General features: G+C 64.9%; 23 protein-coding genes and 2 pseudogenes. 15 read left to right on the plus strand and 10 right to left on the minus strand.

Features of this window, described 5'->3' with window-relative positions; translation table 11 throughout:
* Positions 1 to 71 precede the first annotated feature (71 nt).
* From DBO86_RS15635 to modC, 4 genes are all read left to right on the plus strand, one after another.
* Positions 72 to 713 (plus strand): class I SAM-dependent methyltransferase, encoded by a 642-nt coding sequence (locus tag DBO86_RS15635; RefSeq protein ID WP_108234164.1) that lies wholly within the window; start codon positions 72 to 74, stop codon positions 711 to 713.
* A gap of 202 nt (positions 714 to 915) precedes the next feature.
* Positions 916 to 1,668 carry a molybdate ABC transporter substrate-binding protein gene (modA, locus tag DBO86_RS15640; protein ID WP_074859517.1) on the plus strand — a complete coding sequence of 251 codons (753 nt, stop codon included), beginning with the start codon at positions 916 to 918 and terminating at the stop codon, positions 1,666 to 1,668.
* A gap of 54 nt (positions 1,669 to 1,722) precedes the next feature.
* Positions 1,723 to 2,403, plus strand: coding sequence for a molybdate ABC transporter permease subunit (gene modB / locus DBO86_RS15645; protein WP_108234165.1), 681 nt, complete (start codon positions 1,723 to 1,725; stop codon positions 2,401 to 2,403).
* Positions 2,403 to 3,527, plus strand: a complete 1,125-nt coding sequence (gene modC / locus DBO86_RS15650) for a molybdenum ABC transporter ATP-binding protein (protein WP_108234166.1) — start codon at positions 2,403 to 2,405, stop codon at positions 3,525 to 3,527. The genes modB and modC overlap by 1 nt, the downstream gene beginning before the upstream one ends.
* A 60-nt stretch (positions 3,528 to 3,587) precedes the next feature.
* Here modC and DBO86_RS15655 read toward each other — a convergent pair whose 3' ends face one another.
* Positions 3,588 to 4,403, minus strand: coding sequence for a sigma 54-interacting transcriptional regulator (locus DBO86_RS15655; protein WP_425266800.1), 816 nt, complete (start codon positions 4,401 to 4,403; stop codon positions 3,588 to 3,590).
* A 118-nt stretch (positions 4,404 to 4,521) separates the two neighbouring features.
* Positions 4,522 to 5,103 carry an RBBP9/YdeN family alpha/beta hydrolase gene (locus DBO86_RS15660; protein ID WP_108234168.1) on the minus strand — a complete coding sequence of 194 codons (582 nt, stop codon included), beginning with the start codon at positions 5,101 to 5,103 and terminating at the stop codon, positions 4,522 to 4,524.
* A 244-nt stretch (positions 5,104 to 5,347) separates the two neighbouring features.
* Here DBO86_RS15660 and oscA point away from each other — a divergent pair, with 244 nt between their 5' ends.
* From oscA to DBO86_RS25895, 6 genes and pseudogenes are all read left to right on the plus strand, one after another.
* Positions 5,348 to 5,530 carry a sulfur starvation response protein OscA gene (gene oscA / locus DBO86_RS15665; RefSeq protein ID WP_003464528.1) on the plus strand — a complete coding sequence of 61 codons (183 nt, stop codon included), beginning with the start codon at positions 5,348 to 5,350 and terminating at the stop codon, positions 5,528 to 5,530.
* Between the two features lie 102 nt (positions 5,531 to 5,632).
* Positions 5,633 to 6,643 (plus strand): sulfate ABC transporter substrate-binding protein, encoded by a 1,011-nt coding sequence (locus tag DBO86_RS15670; protein ID WP_108234169.1) that lies wholly within the window; start codon positions 5,633 to 5,635, stop codon positions 6,641 to 6,643.
* Positions 6,644 to 6,735: 92 nt separating this feature from the next.
* Positions 6,736 to 7,554, plus strand: a complete 819-nt coding sequence (gene cysT / locus DBO86_RS15675; protein WP_108234170.1) for a sulfate ABC transporter permease subunit CysT — start codon at positions 6,736 to 6,738, stop codon at positions 7,552 to 7,554.
* Positions 7,555 to 7,564: 10 nt separating this feature from the next.
* Complete coding sequence (gene cysW, locus DBO86_RS15680; RefSeq protein ID WP_108234171.1) at positions 7,565 to 8,437, plus strand: sulfate ABC transporter permease subunit CysW; 873 nt, start codon at positions 7,565 to 7,567, stop codon at positions 8,435 to 8,437.
* Between the two features lie 3 nt (positions 8,438 to 8,440).
* A complete protein-coding gene (locus DBO86_RS15685; protein ID WP_108234172.1) occupies positions 8,441 to 9,433 on the plus strand; it encodes a sulfate/molybdate ABC transporter ATP-binding protein in 993 nt (330 codons plus the stop codon).
* 175 nt (positions 9,434 to 9,608) lie between these two features.
* Positions 9,609 to 9,737: pseudogene (locus DBO86_RS25895) on the plus strand (sulfite exporter TauE/SafE family protein); the annotation flags it as partial.
* 9 nt (positions 9,738 to 9,746) lie between these two features.
* Here the strand turns inward: DBO86_RS25895 and DBO86_RS15695 are convergent.
* Positions 9,747 to 10,148, minus strand: coding sequence for a hypothetical protein (locus DBO86_RS15695; protein WP_104727146.1), 402 nt, complete (start codon positions 10,146 to 10,148; stop codon positions 9,747 to 9,749).
* Between the two features lie 122 nt (positions 10,149 to 10,270).
* On the opposite strand from DBO86_RS15695, the pseudogene DBO86_RS15700 reads away from it, so the two are divergent.
* A pseudogene (locus DBO86_RS15700) lies at positions 10,271 to 10,483 on the plus strand (helix-turn-helix domain-containing protein); the annotation flags it as partial.
* A gap of 164 nt (positions 10,484 to 10,647) precedes the next feature.
* Positions 10,648 to 11,394, plus strand: coding sequence for a hypothetical protein (locus DBO86_RS15705; protein WP_108234173.1), 747 nt, complete (start codon positions 10,648 to 10,650; stop codon positions 11,392 to 11,394).
* Between the two features lie 140 nt (positions 11,395 to 11,534).
* Here DBO86_RS15705 and DBO86_RS15710 read toward each other — a convergent pair whose 3' ends face one another.
* Entirely contained in the window at positions 11,535 to 12,059 is a 525-nt protein-coding gene (locus tag DBO86_RS15710) for an Mpo1 family 2-hydroxy fatty acid dioxygenase (RefSeq protein ID WP_108234174.1), read from the minus strand.
* Positions 12,060 to 12,183: 124 nt separating this feature from the next.
* Between DBO86_RS15710 and DBO86_RS15715 the strand changes: the two genes are divergently transcribed.
* Both DBO86_RS15715 and DBO86_RS15720 read left to right on the plus strand, forming a co-directional pair.
* A complete protein-coding gene (locus DBO86_RS15715) occupies positions 12,184 to 12,867 on the plus strand; it encodes a Crp/Fnr family transcriptional regulator (RefSeq protein ID WP_108234175.1) in 684 nt (227 codons plus the stop codon).
* A 56-nt stretch (positions 12,868 to 12,923) separates the two neighbouring features.
* Positions 12,924 to 14,885, plus strand: coding sequence for a metallophosphoesterase family protein (locus tag DBO86_RS15720; protein ID WP_108234176.1), 1,962 nt, complete (start codon positions 12,924 to 12,926; stop codon positions 14,883 to 14,885).
* Positions 14,886 to 14,920: 35 nt separating this feature from the next.
* Here DBO86_RS15720 and DBO86_RS15725 read toward each other — a convergent pair whose 3' ends face one another.
* The 5 genes from DBO86_RS15725 to DBO86_RS15740 all read right to left on the minus strand — a co-directional run bounded on the left by DBO86_RS15725 (position 14,921) and on the right by DBO86_RS15740 (position 21,332).
* Positions 14,921 to 16,237 carry an NAD(P)/FAD-dependent oxidoreductase gene (locus DBO86_RS15725; RefSeq protein WP_108234177.1) on the minus strand — a complete coding sequence of 439 codons (1,317 nt, stop codon included), beginning with the start codon at positions 16,235 to 16,237 and terminating at the stop codon, positions 14,921 to 14,923.
* A gap of 174 nt (positions 16,238 to 16,411) precedes the next feature.
* Complete coding sequence (locus DBO86_RS15730; protein WP_108234178.1) at positions 16,412 to 17,779, minus strand: glutamine synthetase family protein; 1,368 nt, start codon at positions 17,777 to 17,779, stop codon at positions 16,412 to 16,414.
* Between the two features lie 120 nt (positions 17,780 to 17,899).
* The gene (locus DBO86_RS25900) at positions 17,900 to 18,079 is read right to left on the minus strand and encodes a hypothetical protein (RefSeq protein WP_074682196.1); all 180 of its coding nucleotides are present in this window, start codon (positions 18,077 to 18,079) and stop codon (positions 17,900 to 17,902) included.
* 146 nt (positions 18,080 to 18,225) lie between these two features.
* Positions 18,226 to 19,797, minus strand: coding sequence for a methyl-accepting chemotaxis protein (locus DBO86_RS15735; protein WP_167399135.1), 1,572 nt, complete (start codon positions 19,795 to 19,797; stop codon positions 18,226 to 18,228).
* Positions 19,798 to 20,255: 458 nt separating this feature from the next.
* On the minus strand, positions 20,256 to 21,332 hold the full coding sequence (locus tag DBO86_RS15740) for an FAD-dependent oxidoreductase (RefSeq protein WP_108234179.1): 1,077 nt from the start codon (positions 21,330 to 21,332) through the stop codon (positions 20,256 to 20,258).
* A gap of 368 nt (positions 21,333 to 21,700) precedes the next feature.
* On the opposite strand from DBO86_RS15740, the gene DBO86_RS15745 reads away from it, so the two are divergent.
* Positions 21,701 to 24,187, plus strand: coding sequence for a diguanylate cyclase domain-containing protein (locus tag DBO86_RS15745; protein ID WP_244185565.1), 2,487 nt, complete (start codon positions 21,701 to 21,703; stop codon positions 24,185 to 24,187).
* Positions 24,188 to 24,211: 24 nt separating this feature from the next.
* Here the strand turns inward: DBO86_RS15745 and DBO86_RS15750 are convergent.
* A partial coding sequence (locus DBO86_RS15750; RefSeq protein WP_146173178.1) for a transposase domain-containing protein occupies positions 24,212 to 24,352 on the minus strand: 141 nt, incomplete at its 5' end.

Below are 24,352 nucleotides of genomic sequence, written 5' to 3' on the forward strand. Positions count from 1 at the left end.
ACCACCAAACAAGGGCCTTGCCGTGTGCCCCGCCAAAGGGTTTTAATGCGCTCTTTTACCGGAACCTCACCATGCCCCTGAGCCCCGATGAACTCGCGCAGATCAGCGCTCTCACCCTGGCCCACTACCAAAGCAGCGCCGAGGACTTTCGCGAAGGCACGCGCGACCATGACGTGAGCCAGAACATCGCTGCGCTGCTGCGGCATATCGAGGGCGAGAAGCCCTGGCGCATCCTCGATTTCGGCTGCGGGCCGGGGCGCGACCTACGCACCTTCAGCGGCCTCGGCCACGAAGCCATCGGCCTGGATGGCTGCGCCGAGTTCGTCGCCATGGCGCGTGCCGACAGCGGCTGCGAGGTGTGGCAGCAGAGCTTCCTCGAACTGGAGCTGCCGGCCGGGCATTTCGACGGCATCTTCGCCAACGCCAGCCTGTTCCACGTGCCCGATCAGGAGCTGCCGCGCGTACTCGGCGAGCTGCATGCGGCACTCAAGGCCGGCGGCGTGCTGTTCAGCTCCAACCCACGTGGCGAGAATCAGGAAGGCTGGAACGGCCCGCGCTACGGCAGCTACCACGACCTGGAACGCTGGCGCGCGCGGCTCACAGCGGCCGGTTTCGTCGAGCTGGAGCACTACTACCGCCCCGCCGGCCTGCCACGCGACCAGCAACCCTGGCTGGCCAGTGTTTGGCGACGCAGCCGATCTCAGCCGGATTGACTTATAGGTCAGGTTTGGCCTGATGCAGCACGCACAACGCCATCTACCCCCGGCCTGAGTCCCGCCATGATGGCTTGGCCAGTCACCGGCGTACATCGTGCCTGTCGCTATATACAAACAAATATAACGAAGTAGTATGGCTGCGCGATTCATCAACGGCCCCACAGACCGGAGCAACGAGATGCAGGTACGCGACATTCCCATGATCAAGACAGTGCAACGCAGCCTGCTCGGCCTCGCCCTGCTGTTCACCGGCGGCGTGGCGGCCGATGAGGTCAAGGTCGCCGTAGCCGCCAACTTCACCGCACCGATGCAGGCCATCGCGCCCGCGTTCGAGAAAGCCACCGGGCACAAGCTGGTCGCCTCATTCGGCGCCACCGGGCAGTTCTATGCGCAAATCAATAACGGCGCGCCCTTCGATGTATTCCTCAGCGCCGACGACTTAACGCCGGCCAGGCTGGAGCGCGAGGGCGCGAGCGTGCCCGGCTCGCGCTTCACCTATGCCATCGGCAGCCTGGTGCTGTGGTCAGCCGATGCCAGCTACCTCGACGGCACGGACGCGGCGCTGAAGGCCGGCCAGTTCAGGCACCTGTCGATCGCCAACCCCAAGGCCGCCCCCTATGGGCTGGCCGCGATGCAGGTGCTGGACAAGCTGGGCCTGAGCGAGGCGGTGAAAGCCAAGCTGGTCGAGGGCCAGAACATCACCCAGGCGCATCAGTTCGTCTCCACCGGTAATGCCGAGCTGGGTTTCGTCGCGCTATCGCAGGTGTATAAGGACGGCCAGGTCAGTAGCGGCTCGGCCTGGATCGTCCCGGACGATATGTACGACCCGATCAAACAGGACGCGGTGATTCTCAAGCAGGGCGCGAACAACCCGGCAGCGGCGGCACTGGTTGAGTATCTGAAAGGCCCGGAAGCGGCCAAGGTGATCAAGTCGTTCGGTTATAAGCTGTAATAGCCGTGGCCCGGATCGCATTCGGGCCACGCTTTCCACTTCCGGAATTCCTGCATGCCGCTGTCGAAGAGTGACCTCGACGCCATCCTCCTGACCCTGGAGTTGGCCTCACTGACCACCGTGCTGCTGCTGATTATCGGCACGCCGATTGCCCTGTGGCTGGCGCGCACCGACTCCTGGCTCAAGCGCCCGGTCGGCGCGGTGGTGGCGCTGCCGCTGGTGCTGCCACCGACGGTGATCGGTTTCTACCTGCTGGTGAGCATGGGGCCCAATGGTTTCTTCGGTCAGCTGACGCAGAGCCTCGGTCTCGGCACCTTCACTTTCACCTTTACCGGTCTGGTGATCGGTTCGATCTTCTACTCCCTGCCCTTCGTCGTGCAGCCGCTGCAGAACGCCTTCGAGGCCATTGGTCGCGGCCCGCTGGAGGCCGCCGCGACCCTGCGCGCCAATCCCTGGGACAGCTTCTTCAGCGTGGTGCTGCCGCTGGCCCGCCCCGGCTTCATCACCGCCGCCATTCTCAGCTTCGCCCATACCATCGGTGAGTTCGGCGTGGTACTGATGATCGGCGGCAATATCCCCGGCAAGACCCAGGTGGTGTCGGTACAGATCTACAACCATGTCGAAGCCATGGAATACGCCCAGGCGCACTGGCTGGCCGGCGGCATGCTGGCGTTCTCCTTCATCGTTCTGCTCACGCTGTACAGCGGGCGCAGCCATAAGATGAGGGCGCTGTGATGTTCGGTTTCGGCAAGCGCCCGGCAGCGGCCGTCGCTGACGATGGGCGCATTCGCGCGCGCTTTCTGGTCAGGCATCCGGGCTTCACCCTGGATGTCGACCTCGACCTGCCCGGGCGCGGCGTCAGTGCGCTGTTCGGCCATTCCGGTTCGGGCAAGACCAGTTGCCTGCGCTGCTTCGCCGGGCTGGATCGCCCGCAGCAGGGCTACCTGCAGGTCGCCGGTGAGCTCTGGCAGGACAGTGAGCGCAGTTTCTTTCTGCCGGCGCACAAGCGCGCCATCGGCTACGTGTTCCAGGACGCCAACCTGTTCCCGCACCTGAGCGTGCGCAAGAACCTGGAGTACGGCCAGCGGCGCATCCCCGCGTCGCAAAGCAAAGTAGCGCTAGAACAGGCGCTGCAGTTGCTGGGCATCGGCCACCTGCTCGAGCGCATGCCCTCGGCGCTGTCCGGCGGCGAACGCCAGCGCGTCGGTATCGCCCGCGCGCTGGTCACCAGCCCGCGCCTGCTGCTGATGGACGAGCCGCTGGCTTCGCTCGACCTCAAGCGCAAGCAGGAAGTGCTGCCGTATCTGCAGCGCCTGCACGAAGAGCTGGACATCCCCGTACTCTACGTCAGCCACGCCCCGGACGAAGTGGCGCGCCTGGCCGATCATCTGGTGTTGCTCGACGAAGGCCAGGTGCGCGCCAGCGGCCCGCTCAAGGAGACCCTGCTGCGCGCCGATCTGCCGTTCGCCAGCGACGACGAGGCCGAGGCCGTGATCGACGGCCAGGTCTGCGCTCACGATGCCGCCTACGATCTGCTGCAACTGAACCTTCCCGGCAGCGAAGCCTGCCTGCGTCTACCCCATGCAGCGCTGCTCAGCGGGCATCAGGTACGGGTGAAGATCAAGGCGCGCGACGTCAGCCTCAGCCTGCAACGTGCCGAAGGCAGCAGCCTGCTCAACCTGCTACCGGTGCGGGTCGATGGCTGGCAGGCGCTGGACGCGCAGATGCTGTTGACCCTGCGCATCGGCGATCAGCGCCTGCTAGCGCGAATCACCCGTTACTCCTTCGATCAGTTAGGCATTCACGCCGGCCAGGCGCTATGGGCGCAGATCAAGTCGGTGTCGCTGCTCGCGCCGTAGGGCGTGCACCGATCACACGCAGATACCGCAGGTCCGTAGCCCGAATGTAATCCGGGGCGATTACACGCCTCCTGGCAGCTCCAGATGCTCCGGCCCAATCTCGGCGTTACCGGCCAGCAGCAGGGCGAAGTGGATGACGTTCTCCAGCTCGCGGGTATTGCCCGGCCAGCGGTGCGCCTCCAGCACGGCCTGCGCCGCCGGGCTGATCGACGGAATGGTCAGGCCCAGGCGCAAGGCATGTTTGCCGAGGAAGTATTCGGCCAGCGGCAGGATGTCGCCGACGCGCTGACGCAGCACCGGGAACAGCAACTGGCCGTCGCACAGGTAGGCGTACAGGCGCTCATCGAAGGTACCCGCAGCCACCGCGCGGGCCAGATCGATGCTGCTCGCCGCCAGCAGACGCACATCCACCGGCAGCGCCTGGTTGGCGCCGACGCGATACACCTCGCGGGTTTCCAGCGCGGCCAGCAGCTTGCTCTGCAGAGGGCGCGAGAGGTCGGCGATCTCATCCAGGTAGAGCGTGCCGCCATTGGCCGAACCGAACCAGCCGGCACGGCTACTGCCGGCGCCGACATGAGCACCGGCGGCATGGCCGAACAACTCGGCCTCGCCCCACTGCGGGCTTATCGCCGCGCAGCTCACCGCCACGAACAGGCCAGCGCGCTCACTGTGGCGATGGATATAGCGCGCCAGCAGCTCCTTGCCGGTGCCGGTTTCACCGAGAATCAGCAACGGCTGGCCATTGCCCGCCAAGGCTTCGGCACGCTCGCGCAACTGGCGCGAACGCGCATCGACGAATACCAGCGCCTTGGCCCGAATGCTCAGTGGACTTTTGTCGGCGTCGGTGAAGGTCAGTGGAGATGACGTGTTCGGCACGAGTGACACCCTGGAAGAAAGCGCAATGGCATAACCGTAGGAGCCGGCTTGCCGGCGATCCGGCGTCCGCTGACGAAAAGCATCGCCAGCAAGCTGGCTCCTACCTAGTTGTGCAAAATCAGGCGCGCAGCCGCGCCTGCTGCTCGATGCGGCTCTGCAGGCGATACAGATAGCCGAAGCCCTGCTCCCAGTAACGGTGCCCGGACTTCACGTTGATATGCCCGGCACCGGTCAGAATCGCCGCCTCGCTACCCCAGGCCCGCGCCAGTTCCATGGCGCGCAGGGCACTGGCCGCTGCGTCGTTGTCGGATCCCACCAGCAGGCTGGGAAAGGGCAGCAGATCGCGCGGCATCGGTGCGAAATTGCGCAGCGGCTCGGGGCAACCCGGGCGTTCCACATCAGCCGGCGCCACCAGCAGTGCGCCACGTACACGGCGCAGCAGTTCGATGGGTGCCTGCGCCGCCCAGTGCGCCACCGTCACGCAACCCAGGCTGTGGGCGATGAGGATAAGCGGGCGTGGATCGTCGGCAATCGCCTGGTTCAGCGCAGCCACCCAATCCGCGCGTTGCGGGTTGAGCCAGTCCTGCTGCTCGACCCGCGCGCTGTTGGGCAGGCTGCGCTGCCAATGGCTTTGCCAGTGTTCTGCGGACGAGCCCTGCCAGCCCGGCAGGATCAGATAACGGATTGCTTCGCTGGCCACAACGGCGCCTCCCTGAATCGAATGGCGTCAGTCTAGGCAGCATGAACTGATTACAAAAAGAATAAGAATTTATTTGCTTATTCCATAAATGCGCTTCCGGCGACCACTTTTATATTTCTAAAAGGAATATAAATGTTCTTAAACAATACTTTTAAGAATATTTCCATCTCTCTACTATCCGCTCCACGCCAGCATCGGTACTCCATACCGCCGCCTTGGCGACCTATTCACAAGGAGCCTGGAAATGACCGCGACGCTGAGAAACCTCGAAGGCCAGGATGAAGCCAGCATCCTGCGCGAGATCCAGACCGCCCTGCATGGCCTGAAATTCGGTTCGGTGGAAATCACCGTGCACAACGGCCAGGTCGTGCAGATCGAGCGCAAGGAAAAGATCCGCCTGCAACAACCGAGTACCAAGAACAGCTGAAACATGATGCGGCCCGACTGGACCACCAGAGGGCTCGAGAAAGATCGCCCCGCCTGACACCCAATACGCCAACACAAGAATTTCACAGTTAGGAGCTGCACCATGTCCATTCGCCGTTTTGCCCTGGCCGCGCTGGCCAGCGCACTAGTTATTACAGGGGTCGCCGGCCCGGTGGCCGCCGCGCAAACCCTGCTCAACGTGTCCTACGACCCGACCCGTGAGCTGTACACCGAATTCAACGCCGCCTTCAACACGCACTGGCAGGCCCAGGGCAACGAAGCGCTGACCATCCAGCAATCCCACGGCGGCTCGGGCAAGCAGGCCCGTGCGGTAATCGATGGCCTGCGCGCCGACGTGGTGACCCTCGCTCTGGCCGGCGATATCGACGAGCTGTACAAGCTCGGCAAGCTGATCCCGGAAAACTGGCAGGAGCGTCTGCCGGACGCCAGCACCCCCTACACCTCGACCATCGTGTTCCTGGTGCGCAAGGGCAACCCGAAAGGCCTGAAGGACTGGGATGACCTGGTCAAGCCGGGCGTGGAAGTGATCACCCCGAACCCGAAAACCTCCGGTGGCGCACGCTGGAACTTCCTCGCCGCCTGGGCCTATGCCGAGCAGAAGTACGGCAGCGAAGCCGAGGCCAAGGCCTTCACCGAGAAGCTCTACAAGAACGTCCCGGTGCTCGATACCGGCGCCCGTGGCTCGACCATCACCTTCGTCAACAACGGCATCGGCGACGTGCTGCTGGCCTGGGAGAACGAGGCCTTCCTGGCGCTCAAGGAAGAAGGCGGGAAAAACTTCGAGATCGTCGCGCCGTCGCTGTCGATCCTCGCCGAACCGCCGGTGAGCGTGGTCGATCAGAACGTCGACAAGAAAGGCACCCGCAAAGTCGCCGAGGCCTACCTCAACTACCTGTACAGCGAGGAAGGCCAGCGCATCGCCGCCAAGCACTTCTACCGCCCACGCAACCAGGCGGTGGCGGCCGAGTTCGCCAAGCAGTTCCCGCAGCTCAAGCTGGTAACCATCGACGCTGACTTCGATGGCTGGAAAACCGCTCAGCCGAAGTTCTTCAACGACGGCGGCGTGTTCGACCAGATCTACCAAGCCCAGTGATTGCCACGGCGCGTCCGCCCATGTAGGGCGGATGCAGCCGCAAGATCGTCGCAGCCAGTGGCGGGTTCCACCCGCCCTACCAAGGAGCTTGCATGTCTCGCCGCACTTCCCCCGTCATACCCGGCTTCGGGCTGACGCTGGGTTACACCCTGGTGTACCTCAGCCTGTTGGTGCTGATTCCCCTGGGTGCCATGTTCGTCCACGCTGCCCAGCTCACCTGGGATCAGTTCTGGGCAATCATTTCCTCACCGCGCGTGCTGGCCGCCCTGAAGCTGAGCTTCGGCACCGCCTTTCTCGCTGCCATCATCAACGGCGTGATCGGTACCCTGCTGGCCTGGGTGCTGGTGCGCTACACCTTCCCCGGTCGCAAGATCATCGAAGCGATGATCGACCTGCCGTTCGCCCTGCCCACCGCCGTTGCCGGTATCGCCCTGACCGCGCTCTATGCGCCCAACGGTTTGATCGGCCAGTTCGCCACGTCCCTGGGTTTCAAGATCGCCTACACCCCGTTGGGCATCACCCTGGCGCTGACCTTCGTCACCCTGCCCTTCGTCGTGCGTACCCTGCAGCCGGTGCTGGCCGACATCCCGCGCGAAGTCGAGGAAGCCGCCGCCTGCCTCGGTGCCAAGCCGCTGCAGGTGGCCCGCCACGTGCTGCTGCCGGCGCTGCTGCCGGCCTGGCTGACCGGCTTCGCCCTGGCCTTCGCCCGCGGCGTTGGCGAGTACGGCTCGGTGATCTTCATCGCCGGCAACATGCCGATGAAGACCGAGATCCTGCCGCTGCTGATCATGGTGCAGCTGGACCAGTACAACTACGCCGGCGCCACCGCCATCGGCGTGCTGATGCTGGTGGTGTCGTTCATCCTGCTGCTGCTGATCAACCTGCTGCAGCGCCGCATCAGCCGTTCTTAAGGAGCCAGGCATGTCATCTGCAACCCTGACGGCCAGCGCCGCCAACAATGCCGCGCGCCGCGGTAACGCCCTGGGCCGCCGCCTGCTGATCATTTCGGCCTGGCTGGTGTTCGCCTTCTTCCTGCTGCTGCCCTTGTTCGTGGTGGCGACCGAGGCGCTCAAACAGGGCGCCGGCGTGTTCGTCGCTTCGATCCTCGAACCCGACGCCATCAGCGCCCTGAAACTGACCCTGCTCGCCGTGGGCATCGCCGTGCCGCTCAACCTGGTGTTCGGCGTAGCCGCCGCCTGGTGCGTGAGCAAGTACGAGTTCCGCGGCAAGAGCATTCTGGTGACCCTGATCGACCTGCCGTTCTCGGTGTCGCCGGTGATCGCCGGTCTGATCTACGTGCTGCTGTTCGGTGCCCAGGGCTTCTTCGGCCCCTGGTTGCGCGAGCACGACATCCAGATCATCTTCGCCCTGCCCGGCATCGTCCTGGCGACCATCTTTGTCACCGTGCCCTTCGTCGCCCGCGAGCTGATCCCGCTGATGCAGGAACAGGGCACGCAGGAGGAAGAGGCCGCGCGCCTGCTCGGTGCCAACGGCTGGCAGATGTTCTGGCACGTGACCCTGCCCAATATCAAATGGGGCCTGATCTACGGCGTGGTGCTGTGCACCGCGCGGGCCATGGGCGAGTTTGGCGCAGTATCGGTGGTCTCCGGACACATACGCGGCTACACCAATACGCTGCCGCTGCATGTCGAGATTCTCTACAACGAATACAATCACGTCGCCGCCTTCAGCGTTGCCAGCCTGCTACTGCTTCTGGCGCTGTTCATCCTGCTGCTCAAGCAGTGGAGCGAATCCCGTATCAACCGCCTGAAAGCCAGTGCGGGCGAGGAATAAAACATGAGTATCGAAATCCGCAACGTCAGCAAGAACTTCAATGCGTTCAAGGCGCTGAACGAGATCAACCTGAATATTCAGAGCGGCGAACTGGTCGCCTTGCTCGGCCCGTCCGGCTGCGGCAAGACCACCCTGCTGCGCATCATCGCCGGCCTGGAAACCCCGGACAGCGGCACCATCGAGTTCCACGGCGAAGACGTCTCCAACCACGACGTGCGTGATCGCAATGTCGGCTTCGTGTTCCAGCACTATGCGTTGTTCCGCCACATGACGGTGTTCGACAACGTCGCCTTCGGTCTGCGCATGAAGCCCAAGCGCGAGCGCCCGAGCGAAGACGTGATCCAGCAGAAAGTGCACGAACTGCTCAACCTGGTGCAACTCGACTGGCTCGGCGATCGCTACCCGGAACAACTCTCCGGCGGTCAGCGCCAGCGTATCGCCCTGGCCCGCGCCCTGGCGGTGGAGCCGAAAGTGCTGCTGCTCGACGAACCCTTCGGCGCGCTGGATGCCAAGGTGCGCAAGGAGCTGCGCCGCTGGCTGGCGCGCCTGCACGAGGACGTGCACCTGACCAGCGTGTTCGTCACCCACGACCAGGAAGAAGCCATGGAAGTGGCCGACCGCATCGTGGTGATGAACAAGGGCGTGATCGAGCAGATCGGCACGCCGGCCGAGGTATACGAAAACCCGGCCAGCGATTTCGTCTACCACTTCCTCGGTGATGCCAATCGCCTGTATGTGGGCAACGATCATCACGTGCTGTTCCGCCCGCACGAAGTCGACCTGTCCAGCGAACCGAGCCCGGAGCACAAGGCCGGCGAGGTGCGCGACATTCGTCTGCTCGGCGCGATCACCCGCATCACCCTCAAGGTCGAAGGCCAGGACGAGCTGATCGAGGCCGAGGTAGCCAAGGATCACGTCAGCCTGGACAACCTCGCCCGCGGTACCACCCTGTATTTCAAGCCCAAGGGTGGCAAGCCGGTCAGCGCCCAGGTGTAGCTCTTCGTAGGGTAGGACGTAAGGTGGGCGTAGGGTGGGCTTCAGCCCACCGAAACAGAGCTCAGCCTTTATTTGGTGGGCTAAAGCCCACCCTACAAAGCTGCAGGCCGCCGCGCTGCTGATCATCCCGTCGATGGTGACCAACATCTGGCAGCTGTGCGACGGTCGCAGCCCGCTGCCGATGCTGCTGGGCATGGCCGGCGGCCAGTGGTTGCGCAAACGCATCAGCGCGGAGCGCTTCAAACGCTGGTTCTTCATCGGCCTGTTGCTGCTTGGGGCAGAACTGGCGCTGCGCGGTCTCTGAGCCTGACCATCAAACGGCGGCAGCCTGCGAGTGCTTGAGGCCGAACCATTGCAGCTCGGCCAGCAGCGTCACCGCCAGCGCCTGAGCGATAACGAAGGCGTAGCCGAACAGGTTCGGCGACACCCTGCCGATCACCAGTACCAGCAGGCTGTCGATCACCCATAGCGCGTTGACCGCGATCACCACCCAGATCGCCTGACGGCTGATTTCGGCGCGGTTGGACAACCACACCAGCAGCGCTGCGAAGGGCAGCAAGGCGCTACCGGCGACCAGCAACAGCAGGCGCGGTAGTTCGAGCAAGACGCCCAGCCAGCCGGCCGCCAAGACCAGCAGCAGGCCGGTGACACCGCTGAGCAGGCCATCGAGCAAGAGGGTGTTGCGCAGCATCGGGGTGGGTTGCAGTGCGTTCATGGCGAATCCTCCGTAGCGGCACCGGGGCGGTGCCTGGCCTACAGATTTCGCCGAAACGCGCGGGGCGTCGATTACCTGCCAGGTAATGGCTGACATGACCTGGCTGAACTATCGTGCTGACCATGAACAATACCCAGACCGCCGGCGCCCTGTTGTGCCAATGGCGCCAAAGGCGCCGCCTGAGCCAGCTCGACCTCGCCTGCGAGGCACAGATATCCACCCGCCACCTGAGCTTCGTCGAAACCAGACGCGCCCGACCCAGCCGCGAGATGCTGCTGCATCTCGCCGAGCAGCTGGAGATTCCCTTGCGCGAGCGCAATCGCCTGCTCAGCGCCGAGTACCTGCGCAATCTGGCGAACAGCACCTGAACGGTAGCGATTTCCGACGAAATCACTCTTTTGGGTCATGCTACAGGGCGTCCGACGCAGTAGTCTTGGCGCTGCGTCATTGACGCTGCCCACTGCATACCTGCTCAAAACAATAACAAGGAGCACCCCGGATGCGCTGTAAAGCACTGTTGCGCCATGCTTTTTTCTGGTCGCTCGGACTTTTCGTCGGGCTCTCGCCAATGGCCTTCGCCGAGGCCGTCAGCCCGCAGGAGCAAATTCAGATACACGCCAGCCGCGCCACCAGCAGCCTCATGCTGTTACGTGGCGAAGGGTTCCAGAAGACCCATCAGCAGCGCCTGGACGCCGACCTGACCGCGCTGGCGGGTGCCATGCAGAACCTGGCGCAAGGCAACGCCGCACTTACCAGCGCCCATCAGGCACTCGTTACCCAATTGCGCAACGGTGTTTCCTATGGCCCCGGCGAAGAGAACGTACCCTGGCGTTTCCCCGAAGACCTGAGCCGTGCCCTGCGCGATTTTCTCAGCGCCGCACGCGCCCTACCCGGCGCCGAGGGCCAGAGCGAGCTGGCGGCGAAGATCGAATACCTCAGCGTGCAATACCTCAGCCGCTCCTACCTGGGCACCTTCGAGATCGCCCGCGAGCAGCCCGGCACCTACCTCGGTCAGGACGAACGCCTGCTGCTGCCGGCCATCGACAGTGAACTGCAGGCACTCAAGGACCAATCCGACCCACAGGTGAGCAAGCTACAGACACGCTGGAGTTACCTGCGTGCGGCGCTGGCCGACATGAACAGCCAGAGCAACACCCTGCAGAGCGTTTCCGGCCGTCCCTTCGCACCCATCACCGTGGACCGCCATGCACGCTCGATGACGGCACAGTGGATGGAAATGTTCTAGCCCCGCGACCGTGCAGAGCAATCGTAGGAGCCGGCTTGCTGGCGATGCTTTTCGTCAGCAGGGATGATGATCATCACGCCGCCGGATCGCCAGCAAGCTGGCTCCTACATGCGCTCCGTATCTACGTTTAACTGACCGGCTCAGGCCAGCGCCTTCTTCTCGCGAATGCAGGTGGGCCCGGCGATCTCCACCACGGCATGCTCGATTTCCTTGCGCAGGCCGAGCAGGAAGGCCAGTTCGGCGACCACGAACAGCGGGCCGATCACCAGGCCCATGACGTCATCGACGAATGCCGGCTTGCGCCCTTCGTAGTAATGACCGACGAACTGGATGACCCAGCCCACCACGAACAGGCCGATGCCGGTGCTCAGCCAGAGCGCCGTGGAGGCCTGCGCCAGGCCGGCAGCGGCCCACAGGCAGAGGCCCAGCAGCGCCGCCATCAGCAGGCCGAAACGGGTATCCAGGCGCAGGTAGAACCAGGCCGAAACCAGCGCCACCAGGGTGGCCGGTGCCAGCCACAGGCCGGCCATGGCGAAGCCGGGCCGCGACAGCAGCACCGCCACGGCCAGCACTATCATGGGAATGCCGATGAAATGACTGGCGATATTGCGCCGGTCGCGATGGTAGGCCGCATACTGGGCCAGATGATCGACGAGGGTTTTCATTGTTATCGTCCTCAGCTGTGGAACAGGCCCGCTCATGATCGCCGCGGCCCGTGCCACCGCTCTGTCGGCTAGCCGACAATGGCAGGGATCGCCGTACCGACCGCAACAGCCGACAGGAGCTGCGATGCCCGATCCACACCGCTATCTCGCGCTGCTACGCCAGGGTCACTGGTTCGCCGCGCTGCCCGATGAACTGAGCCAGGCGCTGCTGGCCATGGCCAGGGTGCAGCGTCTGGAGGCCGGGCAGCGCCTGTTCCACCGCGGCGACAAACCCTGCGGCCTGTACGCCGTGGTCGAAGGCGCGGTGCGCGTCGGTGCGGTCAGCGAGAGCGGCAAGGAGGCGCTGCTGACGCTGGTGGAGCCACCCTACTGGTTCGGCGAGATCTCCCTGTTCGACGGCCTGCCGCGCACCCACGACGCCTTCGCCGACAGCGCCAGCACCCTGCTGCTGTTGCCGCAGCACGAGCTGCTCGCCCTGCTCGAATGCCAGCCGCAGTACTGGCGCGACTTCGCCCTGCTGATGACGCACAAGCTGCGCCTGGCCTTCGTCGCCCTGGAGGACATGAGCCTGCTGCCGGCGGCGCCACGTTTGGCCCGGCGCCTGCTGCTGATGGCCGAGAACTATGGCGAGAGCGAGCCGCGCCGGGTGCTGCACCTGGCCCAGGAACAGCTGGCGCTGATGCTCGCGCTGTCGCGCCAGACCACCAATCAGATTCTCAAGGAGCTGCAGGCCCAGGGCGTGGTCCGTCTGACCTACGGCGAAATCGAAATTCTCGACCTCCACCGCCTGCGCCAGCTGGCCGGCTGAACCGCCAGCATTGCGCCACTGTCCAAGGCCAGTCTTGCCACAGGATGCCTGCTTCGATGCCCGTCACCGCCACTGCACTGCCCGATGTCCTCGCCGGCCCGCTACTGCGCCGCATGGAACCCGGCCGCCTGGTGCTGTGGCTGGTGGCCAGCCGCGCGCTGCGCCTGCAGCTGTGGCTGCGCCCCGACGACCAGGCGCCGCACCTGCACGCGCTGGACGATCACTGCCGGCAATTGCCGCTGGGCCGGCATGCCGTGCTGCACCTGATCGACCTGCCGCTCGAACAGGCACTGCCGCAGGACACGCGCATCGCCTACGACCTGCAGATCATCGACAGCGCAGGCGCGAAAGGCATGCGCGACTGGGCGCCGCACCTGCTCTACAACGGCGCTGAGCACGCTGATTTCGTCCTGCGCGCGCGGGTCGACCAGCTGCTCCATGGCTCCTGCCGCAAACCGCATCACGCCGCGACGGATGGCCTGCTCTGCGCCGACCGCCTGCTGGCCGAGCCTCACGACGCCAGGCAACGCCCGGCGCTGCTGCTGATGAGCGGCGATCAGGTCTACGTCGATGACGTCGCCGGGCCGCTGCTCTGCGCCATCCACCAACTGATCGCCCGCCTCGGCCTGTTCGACGAGTTTCTCCAAGGCGCCGTGGTCGAAGACAGCCAGGCGCTCTACGCCAACCCGGTGGGTTATTACCAGCGCGCCGACCTGCTGCCGGCGGTGAAGAGCAACCAGACCCTGCGCGACAGGTTCTTCGGCGGTGTAGAGAAACCCGTCTTCACCAGCAGCAGCGCCGACAACCATCTGGTGACCTTCGCCGAGATGATCGCCATGTACCTGCTGGTCTGGTCGCCAGTGCCCTGGACGCTGATCAGCGAACAGCCGCCGCCGCTGAGCGCAGAACAGCAGCAGCGTTATGCCCGTGAGCGCGAACGCATCGATGCCTTCCGCCAGAGCCTCGGCCAGGCTGCACGGGTGTTCGCCCACCTGCCGACGCTGATGATCTTCGACGACCACGACGTCACCGATGACTGGAACCTCTCCGCACGCTGGGAGCAGACCGCCTACGGCCACCCGTTCTCCAAACGCATCATCGGCAACGCCCTGCTTGCCTACCTGCTGTGCCAGGGCTGGGGCAACAACCCCGATGTATTCGATGAGCCGCTGCAGGCCTTTGCCGACCTGCTGCAGCAGCGGCAGAACGAGCATCTGCGGGCCGCAGCGCAGGACGCGCTGATCGACCAATTGCTGCACTTCGAGCAATGGCACTACGTGCTGCCGACCACGCCCGCGCTGCTGGTGCTGGACACCCGCACGCGTCGCTGGCGCAGCGAAGGGCATTTGTCGAAACCCTCGGGGCTGATGGACTGGGAGGCGCTGTGCGACTTCCAACAGGCACTGCTCGATCACCCCAGTTGCATCATCGTCTCGCCGGCGCCGATGTTCGGCGTGAAGCTGATCGAGGGCATCCAGAAGCTGTTCACCTACGCCGGCCACCCGCTGATGGTCGATGCGGAAAACTGGATGGCCCATCGCGGCGCGGCCAGCGTGATGCTAAACATCTTCCGCCACTCGCGTACGCCGGGGGACTTCGTCATTCTCTCCGGCGACGTGCACTACTCCTTCGCCTACCGCGTGAACATCCGCCACCGGCGCGCCAGCCCGACCATCTGGCAGATCACCAGCAGCGGTATCAAGAACGAATTCCCGGCCGACCTGCTGGACTGGTTCGACCGCCTCAACCGCTGGCTCTACGCGCCCTGGTCGCCGCTCAACTGGCTGACCAAGCGCCGCCGCATGCGCGTCACCCCGCTGATCCCCGACCGTAGCCGTTCGGGTGAACGCCTGTGGAACAGCGCCGGCCTCGGCCAGGTGTTCTTCGACGAGCAGGGTCGCCCCAAGCGCATCCTTCAGCTCAATGCGGATGGCTCGCAGCCGGTGACGTTCATCAGCGAACGCGAAGAGCAGCCGGCCCCCGCCACTACGCCTCGCAGTCACAATACTGCGCCTTAGGAAAACGACCCATCACAGGTGAGGACTTGCGGCACTCAGCGCAGCTTCTCCAGCATCTGGTAGTACCACATGCCCGCCGCCAGCATCGGATTGCCGAGCTGGTCACCCAGCGGCACCTTGATGTGCTTGCAGGCGGCGAATGTGTCGTACTGCTCCAGGTCGCCAGTGATCGCCTTGGCCATGATCTCGCCCATGATGTGGCTGGTGGCCACGCCATGGCCGGAGTAGCCCTGGCAGTACCAGACATTGCTCGACAGCTTGCCCAGTTGCGGGATGCGGTTCATCACGATGCCCATGGCGCAGCTCCACTGGAAATCGATCTGCACGCCCTTGAGCTGCGGGAAGGTGCGTTCGATGCACGGGCGCAGCTCGCCGGCGATGTCCCGTGAGTCGCGCCCGGAGTAGTTGGCGCCGCCGCCGAACAGCAGGCGGCCATCGCCGGTCAGGCGGTAGTAGTCGAGCACGAAGCGGCAGTCGTACACCGCCAGGTCATGCGGGTTGATCGCCTCGATCAGCTCGGCGCCCAGCGGCGCGGTGGTGACGATGCCGCCCATGGCCGGGAAGATCATGCCCTTGAGCTTGCGCCGCTCCAGCTTGTGGTAGACATCGCCGGCCAGCAGCACCTGTTTGGCCTCGATCCGCCCGCCGGTGGTGACCACCGCCGGGCGCGGGCCGTGGACGATATCCAGCACCTCGGAGTGTTCGAAGATCAGCGCACCCAGGCTCTCGGCGGCCTTGGCCTCGCCGAGGCACAGGTTGAGCGGGTGCAGGTGCATGTTGCGGGTGTTCTTCAGCGCGCCGCAGTACAGCTCGCTGCCCAGTTGCGCACGCACGCCGGCGGCGTCGAGCAGGGTCACATCATCGCCCATGCCACGGCGCAGCGCTTCGTCGTAGGTGGCCTTGAGCTCGTCCATATGGCTGGCTTTCATTGCCGTATGCAGGTGGCCGTGCTTGAGGTCGCAGTCGATGCCGTACTTGGCCACGCGGCTCTTGATGATCTCGTGGCCGCGCCAGCGCAGGTGCCAGATGAAGTCGTCCACTTCATCGCCCAACGTGTTGCGCATCTGCTTGCGCATGGCCTCGTCGCCGGAGAGGCTGCCGGTGACCTGGCCACCGTTGCGCCCGCTGGCGCCCCAGCCGACCTTGTTGGTTTCCACCACGGCCACCTTGAGGCCGCGCTCGGCCAGCTCCACTGCCGTGGCGATGCCGGTGAAACCGCCACCGATGATGGCCACGTCGACGGTGACACTGCCCTGCAGTGTCGGGTAGTCGCTCTCGAAGTTGAGCGAGGCCGAGTAGTAGGACGGCGCGCGCTCGGCGGCGGGTTTGACGGGTTGCTTGATCGTGTTCATTGCAGAATCCTTGTAGCGGCGGCACCGCCGTTGGGTGTCGCGGGGCCGCCTAGGCAGTGCGCACCAGTAAATCCGGAGAATTCGCGGCTGAAGCCGCTCCTACAGGGGGTGCACGCTTCGTAGGAACGGCTGGGCGGCACTCCGCTTTAGCCGCGAGCTGTTCAATTCATGCCCTCAAGCGTTGCTCAGATACCAACGCCAATCCTGCTCGCCGACCTCGCCCATGAACTGGCGATACTCGGCACGCTTGACGGCGAGAAAGACCTTGAGGAATTCGGCACCAAAGGCATCACGCGCCCAGCTGGAGCGCTCCAGCGCCTGGATCGCCGCCGACCACTGGGTCGGCAGGTACTCCGTGGCCTGGGCATAACCGTTACCTTCGATCGGCGCACCGGGATTGAGGTGGTCACGAATGCCACGGTGAATCCCGGCGAGGATCGCCGCCGCCGCCAGATAAGGGTTGGCATCGGCGCCACAGATACGATGCTCGACATGCCGGGTATTGGCGGGCCCGCCCGGCACGCGCAGGCTGACGGTACGGTTATCCACACCCCAGGTTGGCGCCAGCGGCGCATAGCTGTTGGCCTGGAAACGTCGGTAGGAGTTGGCGTTGGGGCAGAACAGCAGCAGCGAGTCGAGCAGGCTGGCTAGCATGCCGCCCACTGACTCGCGCAGCAGCGGCGTACCTGCCGGATCCTCGCTGGCGAACAGGTTGTTGCCCTGCGCGTCGGCCAGGCTCACATGCATATGCATGCCGGTGCCGGCCAGATGGTCGAACGGCTTGGCCATGAAGCAGGCCTGCATGCCGTGGCGGTGCGCCACGCCCTTGACCAGGCGTTTGTAGCGTACCGCCTGATCCATCGCCGCCAGCACCGGGCCGTGCTCCAGGGTGATCTCCACCTGGCCGGGGGCGTATTCAGAAATCGCCGTGCGCGCCGGAATGCCCTGCGCCTTGCAGGCGGCGTAGAGATCACGCAGGAAGGGTTCGATCTGCTCCAGTTCGCGCAGGCCGTAGACCTGGGTCTGCCGCGGGCGGCCGCCATCGGCGTCCAACGCTGGCTGTGGGCGACCCTCGGCATCACGTTTCTGGTCGAGCAGGTAGAACTCCAGCTCGCAGGCCATCACCGGGTAATAGCCCTCGGCTTCGAGCTGCTCGATCACGCGGATCAGCAGCTGGCGCGGATCGGCCGGCGTGGCCGGCAGGCCTTCGGTCGGGTGCATCGACACCTGCACGGCGGCGGTGGGCATCTGCCGCCAGGGCAGGCGCACCAAGCTGCCGGGCAGCGGATAGGCGCGGCAATCGATATCGCCTACCTCCCAGACCAGGCCGGAGTCCTCGACATCCTCGCCCTGGATGGACAGGCCGAGCATGGTGCTCGGCAGCGGCCGGCCGCTCTGGTACAGCGCCAGCAGTTCCTCGCGGTGCAGCAGCTTGCCGCGCGGCACGCCATTGGCGTCGAGAATGAATAGCTCGATCAGCTCGATATCGGGATTGTTCGTCAGGAAGTCCTGAGCTTCCTGCACGGGGGCGAAAGTCGTCATATCGCACTCGCTTGCGCCAGTTGGGCGCTCGGTGTCCGCACGGCCCGTTCGATTCGTGAACAGGTTGCACAGGCAGACAAATGGGCATCAGCGGCTGCGGACATGGCGCAGCCATCGGTGTCAGCGGGCGGGGACGGCGTCCGGTGGGCGGGCGTGGCGGCAGTGCCACAGCGCCCAGAAGGCGAGGATGATGGTCAGCAGCGGGTTGAGCCGCTCCAACAAGCGCCGCCGCGCAGGCGCGCGGTACAGCGGAACATGGACTTGGCAGGCCAGGGAGATCATGGCTTGGCAGCGTCGCACAGGGTTTGACGTGCGTTAAATCGGGGTTTTCATACGTTTGGTTATGCGCTGGCTAAACAATCCCGCCCATGCAAACCAAATCGACCCGTAGGGTGCGCCGTGCGCACCATTACCCACACGACAGACAGCAGTGCGCACAACGCATCCTACGGCTCCGGCCGATAGCCCAGGCGCAAACCACCCCAATGCTTGCCCTGCACCATGATTGGCACCGACAGGTCATGCATCAGCTCGCCGGTATCGCGCATGTAGGTCTGCAGCAGCAGCGCCTGCCTGTGGCTGCCGCAACGAATGCCGGTGCGGTCATTGAACAGGCGCTTACCGCGGCTGCGGGTGGCATCGACGGCCGGGTCGCCGCTGGGCGGGTGGTTGAACGCAGCGTTATGGGTCGGCACGTAGCCTTCCGGGGTGGTGGAAATGGCGAACACCAGCCCTTCATGGCGCTTGAGCAAGGGCTCCTGCAACGCCGGCAACACCTGGTCGGCGTACTGGTCAAAGCGGGTGCGGTACTTCTGCGGTTGGGTGCCGGCGATTGGTTGGTAGCGACGGTCGAACAGATCGTCGAGGCCGATGCGACCGGCCTGCAGGTCCTGCTCGAACTGGGCCGCGATGGCGGCGGCGCCTTCGCGGGCCAGGTCGTAGGCGCGCTGGTGGTAATCATCCAGGCCCACTTCGGCGAGCTGCTCGCTGACGGTCTCGGCCTGGCCCACCAGTTGTTCGGCTGCGTCTGCCAGTTGCCGCGTCTGCCCTTCGCTGCCTTGCACATCGTCCTGCAATTGCAGGGCGGCAGCCGAGAGGCTGGCCAGGCGCTGGTGGTTGTCCGCCGTGCCGGCGCTGATCTGCGCCACCTGCTGTTCGACTTCCTCGGCCTGGTCGGCGATGCCGTGCAGGTGGCTGCCGGCCGTCTCGATCTGCTGTGCGGCCTGTTCCAGCTCGACACTCTGGCGCTGGATATGAGCGACCACCGCCGCGCTCTGCTGGCGGATGTCGGCGACCATCTGGCTGACTTCCTCGGTGGCGCTGGCGGTGCGCGCGGCAAGGTTGCGCACCTCGTCGGCGACCACGGCAAAACCGCGGCCCATCTCGCCGGCGCGGGCAGCCTCGATGGCCGCGTTGAGCGCCAGCAGATTGGTCTGGCTGGCGATGGACTGGATCACCTGGGTGACCTGCTCGATCTGTTCGGTACGGCTACCGAGACCATCGATCAGCTCGCGACTGGCCAGGGTCTGGGCGCTGAGCTGCTGCATGCGTTCGATGGCCTGATTGAGTTCGGCCTGACCGTTGGCGCTGGCATCACGCACATGGCGGGCCGCGGCCAGGGTCTGCTCGGCACGAGCGGCGCTGTCCTGCTCGGTGTGGGTGATGGCCTCGGCAGCCTGGCTGACCTGCTGCACCGCCGTCAGCTGCGATTGCAGGCGAGCGGCCAGATGCTTGACCGCATGGGCCACCTTGGCTGCGGACAGCGCGTTGTGGCAGGTGTGACGCGACAGCCCGCGGCTGAGCTCGACGAAGTCAGTGCTGGCGACTTGCTGCGCGGCGGGCGAACTGTCGTCGCGACGCTGCCATAGTCCCAGCCAGGGCCATAACGCCAGCAACAGATAGGACGGCACGCTCACGTAGAGCGGCAACTGCATCTGCTGGTAGACGAGCATCAGCCCGGCAAGGCCAACGGCATGCAATACGAAAGCGATCGGTGAACGGACAAAGGCAGCTTGCATGACCGACCTCAGAGTTCTTGTTCTGGCGCGCGGCGAGGCGCTGTAGACGGACGGGGTCACGGCGGGTTCTCTCCTTGAATATCCCACGCAACCTGGGCAGCAGGCTACGTGTACGACAGGCCCGACGAAAAATAAGCGTGTGCAGGCCGGGCACGATGACCGGGATTCGAGCAGCTTGGACGCGCCAGCACCATAAAACTTTGGTAGCAAGCTGCCATGAATTTAGGCAGTGCCCCATCAGGCTCAACAAGGCTTCCATAGCTGCCTTTCGCAGAAAATCCGCACCGGGCGCAGCACCTACACACTCGCTGTATCGACACTTAACTCAGTGGCATTAGCAGGCTGTTGAAAAACCACCTCGGCTCTGGCCTCCTGCATCCGAGCATCCGAGCATCCGAGCATCCGAGCATCCGAGCATCCGTGCATCCGTGCATCCGTAGCCCGGGTTTTCAGGCCTGCTACCCCACCATGCGATGGCGCTTGACGAAGCGCCGGTCCAGCCAGTCCTTGCAATGCCCGTACAACTGCCCGCCGGCGCTCCAGTCGTGCCAACCGAACAGCGCCCCGCCATCGCCGGTGGCGAGCAGGGCCAGGCTTTGCCATTGCGCCCGATACTGGCGCAGCGGGCGCCCCTGCAGCGCGGCCTGCAGATTGGTGCTGAGTACCGGCGCCTGACGCACTGCGAAACGCCCGCTGCGACGCATGCCGTCGAGGCTGGCGCTGTCGCCGACAGCGAAGATCTGTGCATGGGACTCGCACTGCAGGGTCGGACGAATGGCGATGAATCCGGCTGCGTCGCTGGCCAGTTGGCTCGCCGTCAGCCACGACCAGGGACGCGCACCGCTGGCCAGTAGCAGGCGCCGCCCGCGCCATACCGGCTCGTCACCACTGAGCAGCCAGTCTTCCTCGATTCGGCCGATCGGGCAATGCTCGCGCACCTGCACGCCGCGCTGACGCAGATGCCCCAGTGCGCGCAGCCGCAGCCCCGGCCCCAGCCCGTCGAGCAGGGTTCCGCCGCAGAACAGCGCCAGCGCCGGTACCTTGCCGGCCAGCGCCAGGGCCAGCTCCACACCACCAGCCCCGCCACCGAGAATCGCCATGCGCCGTGGCTCGGCCTGCCATTGCTGCCAGCCTTCGAGCATCCGCTCGATGGGCCTGGCGGCCAACACCTGCATCCCTTCGCCCTGCTGCGGTGGAATGGCCATACCGGCACCGACGTTGAGCGACAGCCACTCACTCTGCAGGCTTCGGCCGTCTGCGAGCTGCAGGATGCGCGCATCGGCATCGAGCGACGCGATCTCGCCCTCGATCAGCTCGACCTTGGCCGCCCGGCACAGCGGCTGCAGCTCCACGCGGCAGTCTGCCGGGCTGAAACGGCCGCTGATCAGCCCCGGCAACATACCGGCGTACCAGGCTTCCGGGCCAGGGCTGAGCAAACCAATGCGGCCTGGCGGACGCTCCACCAGCGCCCAGCGGCGCAACACGCCAAGGTGGGCATGGCCGGCCCCGGCCAGAATCAGATCGTACTGGGTCATGCGTTAATTGCATCCGTCGCGGAACTGGCTCGGCACTTGGCCGGCACAGCGTTTGAAAGCTCGATAGTCCAATTCATGCTCGTGCAGCAGGGCAGACCATTCTGCGGACTCTGACGCCTGCCACGACTCAGCAAAGTCACACTCGGGCAAAGAGAGTGTCGTTACACCTGCGTAACCGCAACCGTTGACCGCAAGAAACTTGTGACGTGCTGTAAGTCGTCATTCGTCGCGCGATCCAGACGGATGAGACTCGCAGCGCAATCATCGCGCCAGTAGTCGGCTAGAATGGCTCTGCGCGCGACCGCTCCTCAGACCTGACAGCGTCCACCGGACTTCGGCGCCCTCGTAGTAGCCATGAGGCGCCCAGGATGCTTCGACCGCTTCGCTCACTGATCTTGCTGCTTTGCCTGGCCTGCGTCGTGCCGGCCTGGGCGACCAGTGCGTTGCCGTTACTCAAGCTCAGCGCTGCCGATCTGGCCACGCCGCTGAGCATCGAGCACAGCCTGCTGCTGGAAGACCCCAGCGGCCAGCTGAGCGCCAGCGAGGTACTGCAGCGCATCGCGCAAGAGGGCCGCCAGGTTCAGGGTACCGCCCGCATCGGCTATACACGCAGCGCCTGGTGGCTCGCCGTGCAATTGCAGACACCGCCAGCCGAACGCCTGCAACTGATCATCGGCCAGACCTTCCTCGATGATCTGGAGGTCTGGCTGTTCGATGGCGAGCAGTCGCTCGGCCCGCTGTACAGCGGCGCAAAACGTCCATTCGCCGAACGTGGCGAGCCCTATCCACAGTTTCTGCTCAACCTGCCGCGCTTGGGCGATGGCCCGCACAGCCTGCTGCTGCGCGTGCAGAGTCATTCGGCGATCAACCTGCCGCTGCAGGTGGTCGGCGCCGAACAGGGCCAACAACTGATCGCCTACAGCTGGCTACAGAGCGGCCTGCTGATCGGCGCCCTGCTGGCGCTGGCACTGTTCTATCTGGTCAAGTTCAGCACCCTGCGCGAGGCGCAGCTGGCCTACCTCAGCCTCACCTCGTTGTGCGTAGCGCTGTACAACACCAGCCTGTACAACATTGCCGGCCTGCTCTGGCCGCAGTGGACGCTGCTGCCCAAATTGCTGATCAATCTACCCACCGCCGGGATGATGATCTTCAGCTCGCTGTTCATCGCCAGCGCCCTGGGCCTGCAGCTGGGACGTCTGCGCTGGCTGCGCGATGCCCTGTTCGGTGCCACCTTGCTGGTCTGCATCGGCGGCGTCTTCATCGACCATCCCCACGCCTACCAGACCCTCAACCTGCTGACGCTGGCCACCGGGCTGTATCAGTTGCTGCTGATGATCCTCGGCGTCTATCAGCGCCGCCCTTATGCACCGGGCTATCTGCTGTGCTGGAGTGCTGCGCTGGTGCTGATGCTGCTGGTGCCGCTGAGCCGCGCCGGGCTGATTCCGCTACCTGCTGGCTTCTATGCGCTGTATGCCTACCTGCCGGCGCTGAGCATGCTGCTGTTCGGCGCCCTGCTCGACAAGCAGCTGGAACGCGTACGCCGCGTGCTGCTGAGCAGCCAGGCGCAGGCCATCGATAATCTGGAGCAATACCAGGCGCTGTTTCGCCACAGCGGCGAAGGCATCTTCCGCTGCCATCGCGACGGCCAACTGCTGGACGCCAACCCGAGCCTGGCGCGTCTGCTCGGTAGCGAGACCCTGCCGGACGATCTCAGCCAGCTGTCACTGCAGAGTCTGGTGGGCGAAACCCAGTGGCGCTGGCTGCTGTTGCAACTCGACGTGCAGGCTGGCGCAGTCAGCTGCGAGTGCCAGCTGTACGACCTCGAACAGCGGCCACGCTGGGTCTACCTGTCGCTGCACCTGCGTCCGCATCAGGAATTCATCGAAGGCATAGTGGTCGACCTCAGCGAGCGCCGCGCACTGGAAGAACGCCTGCAACAGCTCGCCGCCCACGACGCCCTGACCGGCCTGCTCAACCGCCGCGAGCTGGAAAGACTGCTCTCGGAAACGCTCAGCGGCGCAGCCAAACGGCGCTTCAGCCACCTGCTGTTACTGGGGCTGGATCGCTTCAAGCAGGTCAACGACCTCTGTGGTCATTCCGCCGGTGACCAGTTGCTCAGGCAATTGGCAACCCAGCTCGCGCACCAGTTGCCGCGACATGCCGAGCTGGCCCGCGTCGGCGGTGACGAGTTCGCCATTCTCCTTCGTGAAGTCGATGACGAAGCTGCGCTGAGCCAGGCCGAGCAGTTGCGCCGCGCCGTCGAGCAGTTCGTTTTCACCTGGCAGGGGCGCCCCTTCCGTCTCCACACCAGCATCGGCCTGCTCGCCCTTGGCTCTGGCGTGCGCGACTGGGAGACCGCACTGACCTGGGCCAGCAGCGCCAGCCAACTGGCCAAGCACCAGGGCCGCAACCGCGTGTGCCAGTTCAACCCGGAAGACGGCGCGCTGCTCGAACATCAACGCCAGTTGCAGTGGATTACCCGCCTGCGCGAGGCCTGCGAACGCGGTCATTTCGAGCTGTTCTACCAACCCGTACAAGCGCTGCAGAGTGCCACCGCCGGCCTGCACTACGAAGTCCTGCTGCGCTACCGCGATCCGCAGAGTGGCGAGTGGATCAGCCCGGCGCAATTTCTCGATGCAGCGGCGCGTTATGACTTTCTCGGCGCCATCGACCGCTGGGTCGTCCAGCATCTGTGCGCCTGGCTGGCCGCCAACCCGCGGCACCTGGCGCAATTGGCTCAGGTCAACGTCAACCTCAGCGCCAACTCTCTGCTCGATTCCGACTTCCACCGTTTGCTGCAGAATGAGCTGCAGCAGCACGGCCTGCCGCCCGGAAAATTCGTAACCGCTCCATAAACCCCGTCCTGGCGGACGGTTTTTTCAGGAAGCAGAGGCAGAAGCTGGCGAGCAGTTCCACGGCAGCAGCGCTTCGTAATCCTCGACGCGGCTCGCCGCTGACAGGCGTTCAAGGATGTGGCGCAACCAGGCGTAAGGCTCTTGCCCGTTGGCTTTGGCAGTTTC

This window comes from Ectopseudomonas oleovorans (assembly GCF_003052605.1).
Classification (GTDB): Bacteria; Pseudomonadota; Gammaproteobacteria; order Pseudomonadales; family Pseudomonadaceae; genus Aquipseudomonas; species Aquipseudomonas oleovorans_A.